Annotated in this window: 16 protein-coding genes; 8 read left to right on the top strand and 8 right to left on the bottom strand. The window is 68.5% G+C overall.

Features of this window, described 5'->3' with window-relative positions; genetic code table 11:
• Positions 1-10: 10 nt before the first annotated feature.
• From ACZ522_RS07550 to ACZ522_RS07535, 4 genes are all read right to left on the bottom strand, one after another.
• Complete coding sequence (locus ACZ522_RS07550) at positions 11-1093, bottom strand: Gfo/Idh/MocA family protein (RefSeq protein WP_379693309.1); 1083 nt, start codon at positions 1091-1093, stop codon at positions 11-13.
• A 129-nt stretch (positions 1094-1222) separates the two neighbouring features.
• Positions 1223-2359 (bottom strand): glycosyltransferase family 4 protein, encoded by a 1137-nt coding sequence (locus tag ACZ522_RS07545; protein ID WP_379693312.1) that lies wholly within the window; start codon positions 2357-2359, stop codon positions 1223-1225.
• A 76-nt stretch (positions 2360-2435) separates the two neighbouring features.
• Complete coding sequence (gene trpB, locus ACZ522_RS07540; RefSeq protein WP_379693315.1) at positions 2436-3587, bottom strand: tryptophan synthase subunit beta; 1152 nt, start codon at positions 3585-3587, stop codon at positions 2436-2438.
• Between the two features lie 61 nt (positions 3588-3648).
• Positions 3649-4347, bottom strand: coding sequence for a metallophosphoesterase family protein (locus ACZ522_RS07535; RefSeq protein ID WP_379693318.1), 699 nt, complete (start codon positions 4345-4347; stop codon positions 3649-3651).
• Between the two features lie 188 nt (positions 4348-4535).
• Between ACZ522_RS07535 and map the strand changes: the two genes are divergently transcribed.
• The gene (gene map, locus ACZ522_RS07530; protein ID WP_379693321.1) at positions 4536-5426 is read left to right on the top strand and encodes a type II methionyl aminopeptidase; all 891 of its coding nucleotides are present in this window, start codon (positions 4536-4538) and stop codon (positions 5424-5426) included.
• A gap of 38 nt (positions 5427-5464) precedes the next feature.
• Here map and ACZ522_RS07525 read toward each other — a convergent pair whose 3' ends face one another.
• Positions 5465-5626 carry a hypothetical protein gene (locus ACZ522_RS07525; protein WP_379693324.1) on the bottom strand — a complete coding sequence of 54 codons (162 nt, stop codon included), beginning with the start codon at positions 5624-5626 and terminating at the stop codon, positions 5465-5467.
• Positions 5627-5701: 75 nt separating this feature from the next.
• Positions 5702-5899, bottom strand: coding sequence for a DUF7835 family putative zinc beta-ribbon protein (locus ACZ522_RS07520; protein WP_379693327.1), 198 nt, complete (start codon positions 5897-5899; stop codon positions 5702-5704).
• 104 nt (positions 5900-6003) lie between these two features.
• Here ACZ522_RS07520 and ACZ522_RS07515 point away from each other — a divergent pair, with 104 nt between their 5' ends.
• The 3 genes from ACZ522_RS07515 (at position 6004) to ACZ522_RS07505 (ending at position 8622) form a co-directional block, all read left to right on the top strand.
• On the top strand, positions 6004-6606 hold the full coding sequence (locus ACZ522_RS07515) for an HIT family protein (RefSeq protein WP_379693330.1): 603 nt from the start codon (positions 6004-6006) through the stop codon (positions 6604-6606).
• Between the two features lie 65 nt (positions 6607-6671).
• Complete coding sequence (locus ACZ522_RS07510; protein ID WP_379693333.1) at positions 6672-7652, top strand: cation diffusion facilitator family transporter; 981 nt, start codon at positions 6672-6674, stop codon at positions 7650-7652.
• A gap of 64 nt (positions 7653-7716) precedes the next feature.
• Positions 7717-8622: a hypothetical protein gene (locus ACZ522_RS07505; RefSeq protein ID WP_379693336.1), complete on the top strand. Its 906-nt coding sequence runs from the start codon at positions 7717-7719 to the stop codon at positions 8620-8622.
• A 31-nt stretch (positions 8623-8653) separates the two neighbouring features.
• On the opposite strand, the gene ACZ522_RS07500 is transcribed toward ACZ522_RS07505, so the two are convergent.
• Positions 8654-9256, bottom strand: a complete 603-nt coding sequence (locus ACZ522_RS07500; protein WP_379693339.1) for a S26 family signal peptidase — start codon at positions 9254-9256, stop codon at positions 8654-8656.
• Positions 9257-9352: 96 nt separating this feature from the next.
• Between ACZ522_RS07500 and ACZ522_RS07495 the strand changes: the two genes are divergently transcribed.
• The 4 genes from ACZ522_RS07495 (at position 9353) to ACZ522_RS07480 (ending at position 11799) form a co-directional block, all read left to right on the top strand.
• Positions 9353-9760, top strand: a complete 408-nt coding sequence (locus ACZ522_RS07495) for a GNAT family N-acetyltransferase (RefSeq protein ID WP_379694542.1) — start codon at positions 9353-9355, stop codon at positions 9758-9760.
• A 2-nt stretch (positions 9761-9762) separates the two neighbouring features.
• Positions 9763-9900 (top strand): hypothetical protein, encoded by a 138-nt coding sequence (locus tag ACZ522_RS07490; protein ID WP_379693341.1) that lies wholly within the window; start codon positions 9763-9765, stop codon positions 9898-9900.
• Positions 9901-9981: 81 nt separating this feature from the next.
• The gene (locus tag ACZ522_RS07485; RefSeq protein WP_379693344.1) at positions 9982-10929 is read left to right on the top strand and encodes a zinc-binding dehydrogenase; all 948 of its coding nucleotides are present in this window, start codon (positions 9982-9984) and stop codon (positions 10927-10929) included.
• 105 nt (positions 10930-11034) lie between these two features.
• Complete coding sequence (locus ACZ522_RS07480; protein WP_379693347.1) at positions 11035-11799, top strand: ZIP family metal transporter; 765 nt, start codon at positions 11035-11037, stop codon at positions 11797-11799.
• A gap of 18 nt (positions 11800-11817) precedes the next feature.
• On the opposite strand, the gene ACZ522_RS07475 is transcribed toward ACZ522_RS07480, so the two are convergent.
• Positions 11818-13071, bottom strand: a complete 1254-nt coding sequence (locus ACZ522_RS07475) for a tRNA (N(6)-L-threonylcarbamoyladenosine(37)-C(2))-methylthiotransferase (RefSeq protein ID WP_379693350.1) — start codon at positions 13069-13071, stop codon at positions 11818-11820.
• Positions 13072-13160: the final 89 nt, after the last annotated feature.

The following is a 13160-nucleotide window of genomic DNA, read 5'->3' as shown; positions in this document are numbered from 1 at the left end:
GCCGCGGGCCTCATTCCCGCGCCGACTCGCGAACCTGCTCTGTGAGTTCGAGCACCCACCGCGAGAGTTCGGGCGTCACCGGCGGTTTCTCGCCGCGTTCGAGCGCTTTCGCCGCCTCGTCGAACAGGAAGTAGTGGCCGTCGGGACTGTCCTCGTCGTGCCTGTCGAGTTCGTCCTCGATTCGCCCCGCGACGTACCGCTTCGCGTTTCGCACCGCCCCCTCGGCGGTCTGTCTCGTCCGTTCGGCGTTCCGCGAGAACCGCTCGTTCGGGAAGTGGTACGGCCCCGACTCGGCGTCGTGGACGTCGAGCGTGGCCGTGGGGATATCGACGTGAATCGACCCCTCGGTGCCGTGGACCGCGAGTTTGGAGTCGCGCGCCGACGAGGAGAGGTAGGTGATAGAACAGAGGGCGTCGTTCTCGGCGACGTACTGCACCTGCGCGCCGTCGTACGTCACGCCGTGGTCGAACTCCTCCGTCGCGCGGGTGAGGGCGGTCACGTCGTCTTCGCTCCGCGGGACGCCGCCGAGGGCAAGGGTGAGATAGAACGGGTGCGACATCCCCTCCTCTAAGTCGCCGCCTTCGAGTTCGAGCACCCAGTCGCCGCGGTACGTCTCGTCCGGGCGGCCCTCGCCCGTGAACGCGGTTCTGACCGCTCGAACCTCGCCGATTTCGCCGGACGCGATTCGGCGGCGGAGTTCGCGGACGACGGGGTAGTAGAGCCAGTTGTGCACCACCGAGAGCGACACGCCCGCCTCGTCGGCCGCGGAGCGCATCTCTCCTAACTCCTCGGGGTTGGTCGCCGCCGGTTTCTGCACCGTCACGTTCGCACCCGCGTCGATGGCCGCGCGCGCGAGGTCGGCGTGCGTCTGGACGGGCGTGGCGACGTGGACCCACTCGGCGTCCTCGCGTTCGAGCATCGTCTCGGCGTCGGTGTACGCCCGGCACCCGTACTCGGCGGCCGCCTCGCGGACGCTCTCTTCGTCCACGTCGGCGACGGCGAGAAGGTCGGTCCGCGGGTTCCGAGCGAGGGCCGGGAGGTGGTTGTTCGTCGAGACGATTCCGCTCCCGATGACGGCCGTCCGAACTGCCATGGACCGACAGACGCCGCCGACGGAGAAAGTGATTCTGGCACCGTCGGCGGCGATACGGCTTCTCGCGCCGAAGTTCCGCCGTCGGAGAGAGTCGATCCGGTCGACTCGCCGTCGACTCCTCGCGGCCCCCTACGCGCGCCCGTCGAGTTCCTCGGCCGCCAACGCCCGAACCTCCTCGCGGAACCGGTCGCGGCCGAATCGCTCCTCGATGGTGTCGGGCGTCTGTCGGACCTCCTCTCTCAGGTCGTCGTCAGAGAGGATGCGGTGTACCTTCTCCACCGCCTCCTCGGTGGTCCGGTACATGAGTTCGTCGCGCCCCTCCACGATGTCCTGTTGGCCGCCGTTGTCCGGGACGAACGCCACCGTACCGGCCGCGACGAGTTCCGCGACGGCCATGCCGAAGTGCTCGTGGCGCTTGGCGTGCAGGCCCCACTTGTGCGTCGAGAGCATCGCCTCCAACTCCTCGCGGGGCATCTCGCCCTCGACGGTGACGTACTCCCGGTCGTCGGCCATCTCCTTCACCTCGGCGGCGTACGCCTCCTCGGTCGGCGGGCCGACGACGTGGTGGTGGACGTCGTGGCCGCGTTCGCGCACGCCGTCCACGATGCGGACGGCGTCTTTCACGTTCTTGTAGGAGGTGATGCGGCCGACGGTGACGAACCCGTCCTCGCGTTCCTCCCACGGCGCGGGGTCGAACCCCGACGTGTCGACCGGCGGGTACACCACCTCGGGGCGGACGCCGTAGACGTCCTGGACGATGTTGGCCATCCACCGCGAGTTCGTCAGCAGACGGCTGTTCCGAATCTCCTCGGCGTCGAACCCGCCGACGCGGTACGCGAGGCGGTCGTAGAGGTGGTCCACGAAGCTGTCCTCGCCCACCCGCTTGCTGGTGACGAGGCGACCGAACCGCGGCGTGTGGACGTACTGAATCGCCGGAATCGATGGCGAAATCTCGTTGTCCGTCGATATCACGAGGTCGAACTCGTCGGCCCGCGAGTCGACGAACCGCGAGAGGAAGGCGTTCTCCAGGTTGTAGAGGGGGAGGTCGGTGCGTTCGAGCAACGACTCGACGACCGGCGGACGGCGGACCGTCACGTCGCCCACGTCGGTGTCGAAGTAGCGGTTCAACGCGTCGATGTCGGGCGACGTGAGGGTGAGGAGTGTCACGTCGTGACGGCCTTCGAGGGCCGCCAGGACGTTCATGCAGACGCCTTCTCCGCCCCCTTTCGCCGTGAGGTCCGTGTGCGCGACGGCGATTCGGGACACGCTCGGGAAGACACTGGGGTGCGGGTTAGGTACAACGGCCGTCGCGCGCGTTCGGACCGGCCCCGCGAGGGCGCGCCTACAGGTCGAACCGCTCCGCGGCGGTTTCCATGTCCTTGTCGCCGCGGCCCGAGAGGTTGACGAGAATCGTCTCGTGGTCGCCCAACTCGGCGAGTTCGATGGCCCGGGCCACCGCGTGACTCGATTCGAGGGCGGGGATGATGCCCTCCGTCTCCGCGAGTTCGCGGAACGCCGCGAGGGCCTCGTCGTCGGTGACGCCCGTGTACTCGGCGCGACCGATCGCTCGGAACATCGCGTGTTCCGGGCCGACGCCGGGGTAGTCGAGTCCGGCGGAGACGGAGTGCACCTCCACGTCGTCGTCGATGACGCGGGTTCGCATCCCGTGGATGACGTCGTCTCGCCCCTTCGCGAGGGGGGCGGCGTGGCGCTTCGAGTCCGCCCCCTCGCCGCCGCCCTCCGCGCCGTAGAAGTCGACCGGGTCGTCGCGGAACGCGTGGAACAGGCCGATGGCGTTCGACCCGCCGCCGACGCAGGCCACCGCGGCGTCCGGGAGTTCGCCGGTCCGGTCGAGGAACTGTTCGCGCGCCTCCCTGCCGATGACGCTCTGGAAGTCCCGGACCATCCGGGGGAACGGGTCCGGGCCGACGACGCTCCCGACGAGGTAGTGGGTGTCGTCGATGTTCCGCGCGAAGTCCTCCAACGCTGCGTCGACGGCGTCGGCCAACCCCGCGCCACCGCGAGTCACCTCGTTCACCTCCGCGCCCATCAACCGCATCCGGAAGACGTTCATCCGCTGGCGCTCGGCGTCCTTCTTCCCCATGTATATCTCCGTGTCGAGGTTCAGAAGCGCGCCGACCATCGCCGTCGCCGTGCCGTGTTGCCCCGCGCCGGTTTCGGCGATGAGGCGCTCTCTGCCCGCTTTCTTCGCCAGTAGCGCCTGTCCGAGCGTGTTGTTTATCTTGTGCGCGCCGCCGTGGAGCAGGTCCTCCCGCTTGAGGTAGATGTCCGCGCCGTAGCGGTCGCTGAGGTTGCGCGCGTGATACAGCGGCGTCGGCCGCCCCGCGAACGTCTCCAGCAACCCGCGGAGGTCCGAGCGGAACTCGTCGGTGTCCGAAACCTCGTCGTACGCCGCCGCGAGTCGTTCGAGCGCGTCTTTCAGCGCGTCGGGGACGTGCCGTCCGCCGTAGCCCTCGAAGTCGCCGTCGGTCATGTCCCCACCCTCGCTCCGCCGGGTGATAAAATCCGTCCGTGAGCGCTCCGCGTCCGCCGGGTCAGTCGGAGTGCGAGGCGGCGGGCCGCGGCGACACTATCTTCGAGTCGCTCCGCTCTTCGACCGTCTCCTCGGACTCGACGGCGACGAACTCGTCGTTCCGCCAGTCGTAGGCGGTGAGTTCGCCGCCGTAGACGCACCCGGTGTCGAGGCCGACGGCGTACTCGCGGACGACCGGTTCCGCCAGCACCGTGTGGCCGAAGAACACCCGTTCGGGGCCGGCGTACTCCTCCCACCAGAACGGCCGTTCGTAGCTCCCGTCTGACAGCGACCGGTTGGTCTCTAACTCGTCTACGGTGTGGTCCGCGAGGGTCGTCCGCGGGTCCACGCCGCCGTGGACGACGAGCGTCCCCTCCCACGAGAGAGCGACCGGGAGGTCCCGAATCCACGCCATCTGCTCGTCGCTCAGTTCGGGCAGGCGCTTGTCCCCCCGAACGAGTTTCTCCTCGTTGTTCCCGCGGACCGTCAGCATGTTCTCCGACCCGCGGACGAGGGAGACGACGCCCGCGCTGTCCGGCCCTTTTCGAACTAAGTCGCCGACGAACACCACGAGGTCGTCGTCGGTCACGCCGAGCGTATCGAGGAGGCGTTCGAGTTCCGCCCGACACCCGTGTACGTCGCCGACGACGTACACCCCCTCCCACCGGTCGATATCGACGCGGCGGTGCGGCACGGAGTCGTCGAAGGTAGGTTCGGCCATCTGACTCTCTCAGACCACGCCCGGACGCGTATAAACGGTTACTAGGAGACTGAGGGTGGCGTATATAGACATCCGCGTCGGCGGCGGAGTGCCGGCGGACGGGCCCGCACTGCCCCTCGATACCACCCCGAACACCCGACGGCGCGGCGTCCGCAACCTCTTTCAGACGGTCACGCGAAGGCGCGGGCATGAGTATCGGACCCCTCGACGACGAGACGGTCGAGAAGTACCGCGAGGCGGGGCGCGTTCTGCGACAGGTGTTAGACGAGGCGGCCGAGAAGGTCGAACCCGGCGCGAAACACCTCGAAGTCGCCGAGTTCGCGGAGGAACGAATCTACGAACTCGCCGACGGGTGCGCCTTCCCCGTCAACATCAGCGTGAACGAGGAGGCGTCGCACGCGAGTCCGGGCCGCGACGACGACACCGAGTTCGGCGAGGACATGGTGTGTCTTGACTGCGGCGTCCACGTGGACGGCTACATCGCCGACGCCGCGGTGACGGTGGACCTCTCGGGCAACGACGAACTGGTCGAGGCGGCCGAGGAAGCCCTCGACGCGGCGCTAGAGGCCGTCGAACCCGGCGCGGAGACGGGCGAAGTCGGCGCGGAGATAGAGGACGTCATCCGCGGGTACGGCTACACGCCCGTGCTCAACCTCTCGGGGCACGGCGTCGCCCAGTGGGACGCCCACACCGGGCCGAACATCCCCAACCGCGGCACGGAACGCGGTGTCGAACTCGAAGTCGGTGACGTGGTGGCCATCGAACCGTTCGCCACCGACGGCCGCGGCAAGGTGAGCGAGGGGTCCAAAGAGGAGATTTACAGCCTCGAACGCGACCGGTCGGTTCGGAATCGCGCGGCGCGGCAGGTCCTCGAACAGGTGACCGAGGAGTACAAGACGCTCCCGTTCGCCTCGCGGTGGATAGACTCCCCCCGCGCGGAGATGGCCATCCGCCGCCTCGAACAGCAGGGCGTCCTCCACGGCTACCCCGTCCTGAAGGAGGACGACGGAACGCTCGTGAGTCAGGCGGAGCACACCGTTATCGTCACGGAAGACGGCTGCGAGATCCTCACCGAGTAGTCGTCTCGGTCGCTCTTTCTCGAAAAACGAGTCGGCGTTCAGTCGTCGCCGGGGAGGGGGCCGCCCGTCGCGTCCCCGTAGGCGTCGGCCGCCGCGGTCGTCTCCACGTCGTACGCGTCGGAGTCGTCCACCACGAACCGGTCGAGGACGTCCAGCAGTTCGCTGGAGTTCGACGCCAACGCGTCCGCGCTGGCGGTCACTTGGTCTTCGATTCTACCGTTCCGTTGACGAGGAGAGTATTCGAGTGCGCCGCGGTGGTGAGACGTTCGCGGCAGTCACGCGTTGTTCATCCGGGTCACTTCCTCCGCGCCGCACGTCGCGCAGACGGAGATTCGGTACGGTTCGCGGGAGTACGCGGCGCGTTCGGGGTCTCTGTTCTCCGCGCGCAGTTCCACCCGAACCCGGTGAGGGGTCTCCCGGCCGCAGTGGTCGCACGGTTCGGTTCGTTCGGACGGGTCGGGACTGACTGCCATCGCGGGACGTACGGCGGGACGCGGCATGAACCTAGCCACGAGTCAACGAGCGTCACAGTCGCGTTTCCGCCGACACTAAGCGGACGCGTTTCCACGGGTCGTTCATGGACCAGTTGTTCGCGCCGTGGCGCATCGAGTGGGTCGAACGGGACGACGACGAGGAGTCCGAAGGATGTCCGTTCTGCGTCCTCCCCGAACGCGACGACGACAGGGAGAGTCGCGTCGTCGCGCGAAGCGACCACACGTTCGTCCTCCTGAACAACTACCCGTACAACCCCGGCCACGCGATGGTCATCCCGTACCGCCACACGGGCGAGTGGGGCGACCTGACCGACGCGGAACTGTTGGACCACGCGAAACTGAAGGCCGCGACGCTTTCGGCGTTCGACGCCGCGATGGGTCCCGACGCCGCCAACGTCGGCGAGAACCTCGGCGGCGGCGCGTCGGGCGGGTCCATCGACGACCACCTCCACACCCACGTCGTCCCGCGGTGGAACGGCGACACCAACTTCATGCCCGTCGTCGGGGACACCAAGGTGCTGGTCGAGGCCCTCGACGACACGTACGACCGCCTCCACGAGGCGTTCTCCGGCCTCGACGCGGCGGACGGAGGTGGGGGCGACGGAGACGACGGGGACGACGGCGACGGCCCGACCGGTGACGCCGACGCCGCGGTCCGCCTCTCGTTCGAGACGGCGACGGAGTGACCGGCGGAGTCCGGTACGGCGGTCCGTCCGAAGCGATTTTGCCCTCCGACGAGTAGTCCCCACCGATGGAGGGGACCCGGAAGGACGTGATTCGGCGGGTGGGACTCGTCGTGTTGGCGGTCAACCTCGCTCTCGTACTCGCGAAGGGGGCCGTCTGGTGGGCGACGGGGAGTCTCGCCGTCGGGTCCGAGGCGGTCAACAGTCTCGCCGACGCCGCCTACAGCGTCATCGTCGTCGCCGGGTTGTACCTCACCACCCAACCGCCCGACTTCGAACACCCCCACGGTCACGAGCGAATCGAACCGTTCGTCGCCCTCTTCGTCGCCCTCGGCGTCTTCGCGGCGGGCGCGGGCGTCCTCTGGAACGCCACCACGACCGTTCTGAACGGGACGTACGGGCGGAGCGCCGGTCTCGCCGGCATCGCGGTGCTCCTCGTCACCGCCGCCGTGAAGTACGCCCTCTACCGCTACTGCCTCTCCGTCGGCGAGGACCGCCGGTCGCCGGCCATCGTCGCCACGGCGAAGGACAACCGAAACGACATCCTCACCGCCGTGGCGGCTCTCGCGGGCGTCGTCGGCGCGGGCGTCGGCCTGCCCGTCCTCGACCCCGTCGCCGCCGGCGTCGTCTCCCTGGGCATCCTCTACACCGGGTACGAGATCGTCCGCGACAACCTGAACTACCTCGTCGGCGCGGCGCCGCCGGAGGAACTGCGCGCCGAGATTCTCGGACGCGCGCTCTCGCACTCCGAAGTCCGCGGCGCGCACGACGTGGTGGCGCACTACGTCGGCCCGGAGATAGACGTGAGCCTCCACATCGAAGTCGAGGGCGACATGACCCTCTTCGAGGCCCACGACATCGAGTCGGAGGTGGTCTCGTCCATCCGCGAGATGCCCGACGTCGACGACGTGTTCGTCCACGTGGACCCGAAGGAACTCGGCGAGTGGAAGGAGGACGAGGAGGCCGACAGACTCGCGCGGTTCAGAACCGCGACGGAGGAGGCGCAGACGAACGCCCGGCGACCGAGGTCGTCGGCGACGGAGAAGTGACCCGCCGCGGGCGGGCGAACCCCCGACCCGAACCGATTAGACCGCCGGTCGTGAGGTGGAGGACGTGCAGATCGATTGGTCCGCCGCCGAGCGGTTCCTCTCGTACGTCGACGGGGAGGCGTCGCTCGACCGAGTCTGGAATCACCCCGGATACGGGGTCGCCAGAGAACACGCGACCGTCCTCGGGCGGGAGTTGACCCGCGACGACCTCTCCGATGCGGTCGACGGCGAACGGACGGCCTTCTCGGGTCTCGGAAACCTCTCGGAGAACAGAACGGAGATCGTACGGCTTATCGACCGGGTCCGCTCCCGGGAACGCGAGTGGACCGCGCAGATCGAACGACAGCTCCGGCGCGTCGCCCCGAACGCGGACATCTCCGACGTGACGCTCCATCTCGGCGTCGGCTACGAAACCGGAATCGGCGTCCGAAGCGGGGCTTACGTCGACCTGAACGAACCGCTGTTCCACCGACGACCGCGCCAACTGCTCTACGCGGGCGTCCACGAGAGTTCTCACGTCCTCTACGAACGAGAGCACGCCTCGCTCGACGGGCTCGGACCCCGGCCGTTGGAGTCCGAGAACCAGCGGGCCGTCTGGAACACCGTCTTCCACACCGAGGCGTTCGCGACGTACGCGCCGCTCGAACTCCGTCGGTCGGACGGTGCCGTCGGCGTCGAGGAGCACGCCATCTGCGACGACTACGCCGCGCTCTCCGACCCCGAACGGCTCCGAACCCTCGTCGGGGAGTACGACTCGTTCCGCGAACGACTCCGCCAGGAGTCGGTCCCGACCGACGAGTTGGCGTCTCACCTGTTCGGCGGGTCGAGACTACCCTACCGGGTCGGCTGCGCCCTCCTCGACGAACTCGAACGGAGCGAGGGAGTCGCCGCCGTGCGGGAGGCATTCCGCGCCGACCCGGCGGAGTTCGCGGAGCGGTACGACTGGGCGTTGGACGGATACCGAACGTGAGGATTTCCGCCGGACCGCGCGGACGCGCGATTCAGGCCTTCCCCGAGAGGAGGAGGCGGACGTAGCCGAGGTACGGCACGCGGACCTGCGCCTTGGCGACGACCCACTCCGCGCGGACGGGGCCGGCCTCGTCCGCGATGCCGGTCACTTGGTCGTACATCTCGTTGTTGTCACCCTTCGTGATGTACCCGCCGTGGGGGGCCGGGCAGTTCACCAGTTCCTCGCAGTCGTCCGCGCCCGCCGGGAGGTAGTCGGGGTTCGCCCTGTCGTACCAGTTCTCGCCGGCCGATACGTGGAAGCGCGCCCGGTGGATTATCGGCGACCCCGGGATTTGCGGCGCGTCGTAGACGATCACGTCGCCCGGTTCCGCGAACCGAGCGTACCCCCGCGAGGACTCGACCGTGACGACGCCGTGTTCGTCGGCGGCGGGGGCGGCGAAGCGGTCGGCCTCCGTCACGACGACGAGGTCGCCCTTCGTCATGTGCGGTTCCATGCTCGGGCTCTCGACTGCGACCATCGGGGGCCACACGCCGGTCGCCCCGAACAGGAGGAGACCGACGAGAAGCACCGCGGCGACCGTCTGGAGGAAATCGCGGACGTAGACGGGAACGTCTGGACCGGGCGTGTCGTCCATCGGACTGGAGTCTGCGGTCGAACGGAAAAGCGTTGGCGGTTTCGGCGGTCACGGCGGATGACAATTCACTTCTCGCCCGCCAGCGTCCGCGGGGACATGGACGACGCCTACGGACTGGTCCGCGAAGTCCCCGACCCCGAGACGTTCTGCGCACTCCGCGAGGCGGCGGGGATGGCCCCCCGGAGCGTCGAGGGCGCGCGGGCGGGCCTGCCCAACACGATTTTCGGCGTCAGCGTCCGCTACGACGGCGAGACGGTGGGGATGGCACGCATCGTCGGGGACGGCGGGACCGTCTACCAAATCGCGGACATGGCCGTTCACCCCGCCCACCAAGGCCGGGGACTCGGCACCGCGATGATGGACGAACTCGTCGCCTACCTCGACCGCGAAGCGCCGCCGAACGCCTACGTGAACCTCTTCGCCGACGTGGACGGCTTCTACGAGCGGTGGGGCTTCGAACCGACCGCCCCCGCTTCCCGCGGGATGTTCCGCCGGACGGAGTGAGCGTGGACGACTCCGACCTCCCCGACGTCTGCCCCGAGTGCGGCGCGCGAGACGCCTACGAGAGGCGCTTCGTCACCGGCGGCGGGTGGCGCGCGGAGTACCGATGCGTCGAGTGCGGGCGGCGCGCCCGACGGCGCTAACCCTCAACGAAGCGGACGTTCGACCCGTCTCGACCGGTTTCGGCCCAACCGCTTACCCGAGTCCCGGCCGTCCCTTCGCGCATGGACGCGATGGTCATCACGGACTTCGGCGGCACCGACGTCTTCGAACGGCGCGACGTGGAGAAACCGTCGCCCGAACCGACCGAGGTTCTCGTGGCGGTGCACGCCTCGTCGGTCAACCCGGTGGACACGAAGATTCGGCAGGCCGGGTCGTGGGCCGGCATCTCGCCGCCGACGGTCATCGGCTACGACGTCTCGGGCGTCGTCGAGGAGGTGGGCGAGTCGGTGACCGACTTCGAACCCGGCGACGAGGTGTTCTACACGCCGGAGATATTCGGCGAACGGGGCAGTTACGCGGAGTACCACACCGCCGACGAGTCCATCGTCGCCCGGAAGCCGGAGAACCTCTCGCACACCGAGGCGGCGGCCCTCCCCCTCGCGGGCGGCACCGCGTGGGAGGCGATGGTCACCCGCGGCGACGTGGGCGCGGGCGAGACGGTGCTGATTCACGGCGCGGGCGGCGTCGGCGCGCACGCGGTCCAAATCGCCGACGCCGCGGGCGCGCAGGTCGTCGCCACGGCGAGTCCGAAGACGGTCGAACAGACGGAGGAACTCGGCGCGGCGCGCGCCGTCGATTACGAGTCCGAGGACTTCGCCGAGGTGATGGACTCGGAGTTCGACGAACCCGCGGACGCGGTGTTCACCACCGTCGGCGGCGACACGTTGGCCGAGAGCGCAGCGGTCACGCGGCCGCACGGCCGGATGATAACCATCCTCGAACCCGAGGGCGAGTGGGGCGCGGCCTACCAGAAGAACTTCACCGTCCACCTCCTCTTCCTGGAACGCGCCCGCCACTACCTCGACGGCCTGCGCCGCCTCGCCGAACGCGGCCAACTCGAACCGGTCATCGACTCGGTGCTACCGCTGGAAGACGTGGCCGAGGCCCACGAGATGGTCGAGGAGGGCGGCCTCACCGGGAAAGTGGTCCTCGACGTGAACGGATCGTAACGCGTCTCGCCCGCCCGCCAGCCCGCGTTTGGCGACGTGGCGGACGAGCGAGCGGTCACCTCGTCGGCAGAAACGGACAAAGGTTCGCTCCGACTACATTAATCCGTGGCAGTGACCCGCACACTCTCCGGGGCAGTCGCCGCTCAGGCATCGAACTCGGGGAACCTCCTCGGGGGGTTGCTCTCCAATCCGTGGTTCTACGCCGTCTTCTCGGCCGTCTCGCTCGTCGTCGGGTCGTCCGTCGGCGTCTGGGCCGAACCGAACGAGCGGTGGCAGGCGATACTCCTCGCCGTCGGCGGCGGGTCGCTCGTCGTCTCGTTGGCGTTCGAACTGTACGACCCGGCGGTGGAGAACATCGGCAAGTGGACCGCGTCGGGCTTTTTCCTCCTCGGCGTCGGCACGTTCGGCGGCCTCGACATCCTCATCGACCGGATGTCGGACGACGAGTCCGAAGAGCAGGGGTGGGGGCTGTGGGCCAGCGTCACGACGGACGGCGTCCCCGAGAACGCGGCGATGGGGTCGCTCCTTGTCGGCAACGTCTCGGGCGCGATGGCGTTCCTGTTCGCGTTGGTCGTCACCAACGGCTCTCAGTCGATGATGTCCGGGAAGAACATGTCCGAACACCGCGGCGAGGGAAAGACGTTCGCCGCGTGGGCCGTCACGGCACTCGTCGTCGGCGGGTCGGTGCTACTCGGCTACTGGTACATCCCGCCCCTGCCGAAGTTCTGGCTCGGGGGCGTCCGAGCGTTCGCCGGCGGCGCGATTCTGGCGTCGCTCGCGGGCGAAATCTACCCCGACGCCTACCGACAGGCGGGGCCGTCCGTCACGCTGGCGACGGCCGTCGGCTTCCTCGGGACGTTCCTCCTCTGAGCCGGAACGCCGAACCGCTCAGACGGGTTCCCCGAACGCGTACACCGTCTGGTGGCTCGTCACCTCGACGTCGAGGAAGTCGCCGGGTTCGACGCCGCGCTCCGAGGCGTTCTGGACGATGATCTGTCGGTACGCCTCGTCGCGGCACTTCACGGAGTCCCCGGTGCCCTCCTCGACGACCATCACCTCGTGCGTCTCGCCGACCATCGCCTCGTACGCCTCGGCGACGACGTCCATCTTCAACTCGGACATCTCCTTCGAGCGCTCCTTCTTGACGGTGCCGCCGAGGCCCTTCATCTCGGCGGCGTCCGTGCCGGGACGCTTCGAGAAGCGCGTGATGTTCACCTTCTCCGGGCGGACTTCCTTGAACAGCGCCATGCTCTGGGCGTGGTCGGCGTCCGTCTCGGTGGGGAAGCCGACGATGAAGTCCGTCGAGAGCGTCCAGTACTCCAACTTCCGGTCGAACGTCTCGACTATCTCGACGAACTTGTCCACGCGGTGCTGGCGGCGCATGTCCTCCAGCACCGTGTCCGAACCCGACTGGACGGGCAGGTGGATGAAGTTGTACAACGTCTCGTGTTCGGCGAACACCTCGACGAGTTCCTCGTGGATGCCGTGGACGCCGCCGGGGTTCGCCATGCCGAGGCGGACGCGGAAGTCGCCGTCTATCTCCGAGCAGATGCGGTCCAGCAGTTCGGGCAGCTTCCGGTCGCCCTCATCCCAGCCGTAGACGCCGGTGTCCTGGCCGGTGATGCGGATCTCCTTCGCGCCGGCGTGAACGAGGGCGCGGGCCTTCTCGACGTTCTCCTCGACGGACGGCGAGTCGACGCGACCGGTGGCGAACTTCGTGATGCAGTACGAGCAGTTCGACATGCAGCCCCGGGCGATGGGGAGGATGCCGACGACGCCGTCCAAGACGGGTTCGACGCCGGGGCCGGGCGTCGGACACTCGCCGTTCGTGACGGCCGTCGGCACGTCGTCCCAGTGGAGAATCTGGGCGTCCACGTCCTCCTCGCGGAACTCCTCGCCCTGCGCGAGCGCCATACAGCCGGTGATGATGAGGTCGGCCGTCTCCTTCTCCAACTCTTTGGCCCGGCGGAGCATGTTCCGCTCCGTCTTCTCCACGACCGTACAGGTGTTCATGATGGCGACGTCGGCCTCCTCGGGTCCGTCCACGCGGTAGTGGCCCGCGTCGCGGAGCGCGCTCTCGATGGCGCGGCTCTCGCCGCGGTTCGAGGTGCAGCCGTACGTCTCGATGTGGTATCGGGCCATTCGGTCGTCGTGAGATATCGCCTCGGCGGCCAAAAGCGCGACGGTACGGCCCGACGGCCGAGAAGGGGAGACGTTACAGAAGAGATCTA

The sequence above is a fragment of the Halopelagius fulvigenes genome (assembly GCF_055398025.1).
Note: the sequence above shows the minus strand (reverse complement) of the source record. Positions and strands in the feature narration are given on the sequence as shown.

Excerpts from the sequence above, each read along its gene's own strand:
- ACZ522_RS07550 (WP_379693309.1), bottom strand. The coding sequence starts at position 1,093 with ATGGCAGTTCGGACGGCCGTCATCGGGAGCGGAATCGTCTCGACGAAC.
- trpB (WP_379693315.1), bottom strand. The coding sequence starts at position 3,587 with ATGACCGACGGCGACTTCGAGGGCTACGGCGGACGGCACGTCCCCGAC.
- ACZ522_RS07535 (WP_379693318.1), bottom strand. The coding sequence starts at position 4,347 with ATGGCCGAACCTACCTTCGACGACTCCGTGCCGCACCGCCGCGTCGAT.
- map (WP_379693321.1), top strand. The coding sequence starts at position 4,536 with ATGAGTATCGGACCCCTCGACGACGAGACGGTCGAGAAGTACCGCGAG.
- ACZ522_RS07520 (WP_379693327.1), bottom strand. The coding sequence starts at position 5,899 with ATGGCAGTCAGTCCCGACCCGTCCGAACGAACCGAACCGTGCGACCAC.
- ACZ522_RS07515 (WP_379693330.1), top strand. The coding sequence starts at position 6,004 with ATGGACCAGTTGTTCGCGCCGTGGCGCATCGAGTGGGTCGAACGGGAC.
- ACZ522_RS07510 (WP_379693333.1), top strand. The coding sequence starts at position 6,672 with ATGGAGGGGACCCGGAAGGACGTGATTCGGCGGGTGGGACTCGTCGTG.
- ACZ522_RS07500 (WP_379693339.1), bottom strand. The coding sequence starts at position 9,256 with ATGGACGACACGCCCGGTCCAGACGTTCCCGTCTACGTCCGCGATTTC.
- ACZ522_RS07495 (WP_379694542.1), top strand. The coding sequence starts at position 9,353 with ATGGACGACGCCTACGGACTGGTCCGCGAAGTCCCCGACCCCGAGACG.
- ACZ522_RS07485 (WP_379693344.1), top strand. The coding sequence starts at position 9,982 with ATGGACGCGATGGTCATCACGGACTTCGGCGGCACCGACGTCTTCGAA.
- ACZ522_RS07475 (WP_379693350.1), bottom strand. The coding sequence starts at position 13,071 with ATGGCCCGATACCACATCGAGACGTACGGCTGCACCTCGAACCGCGGC.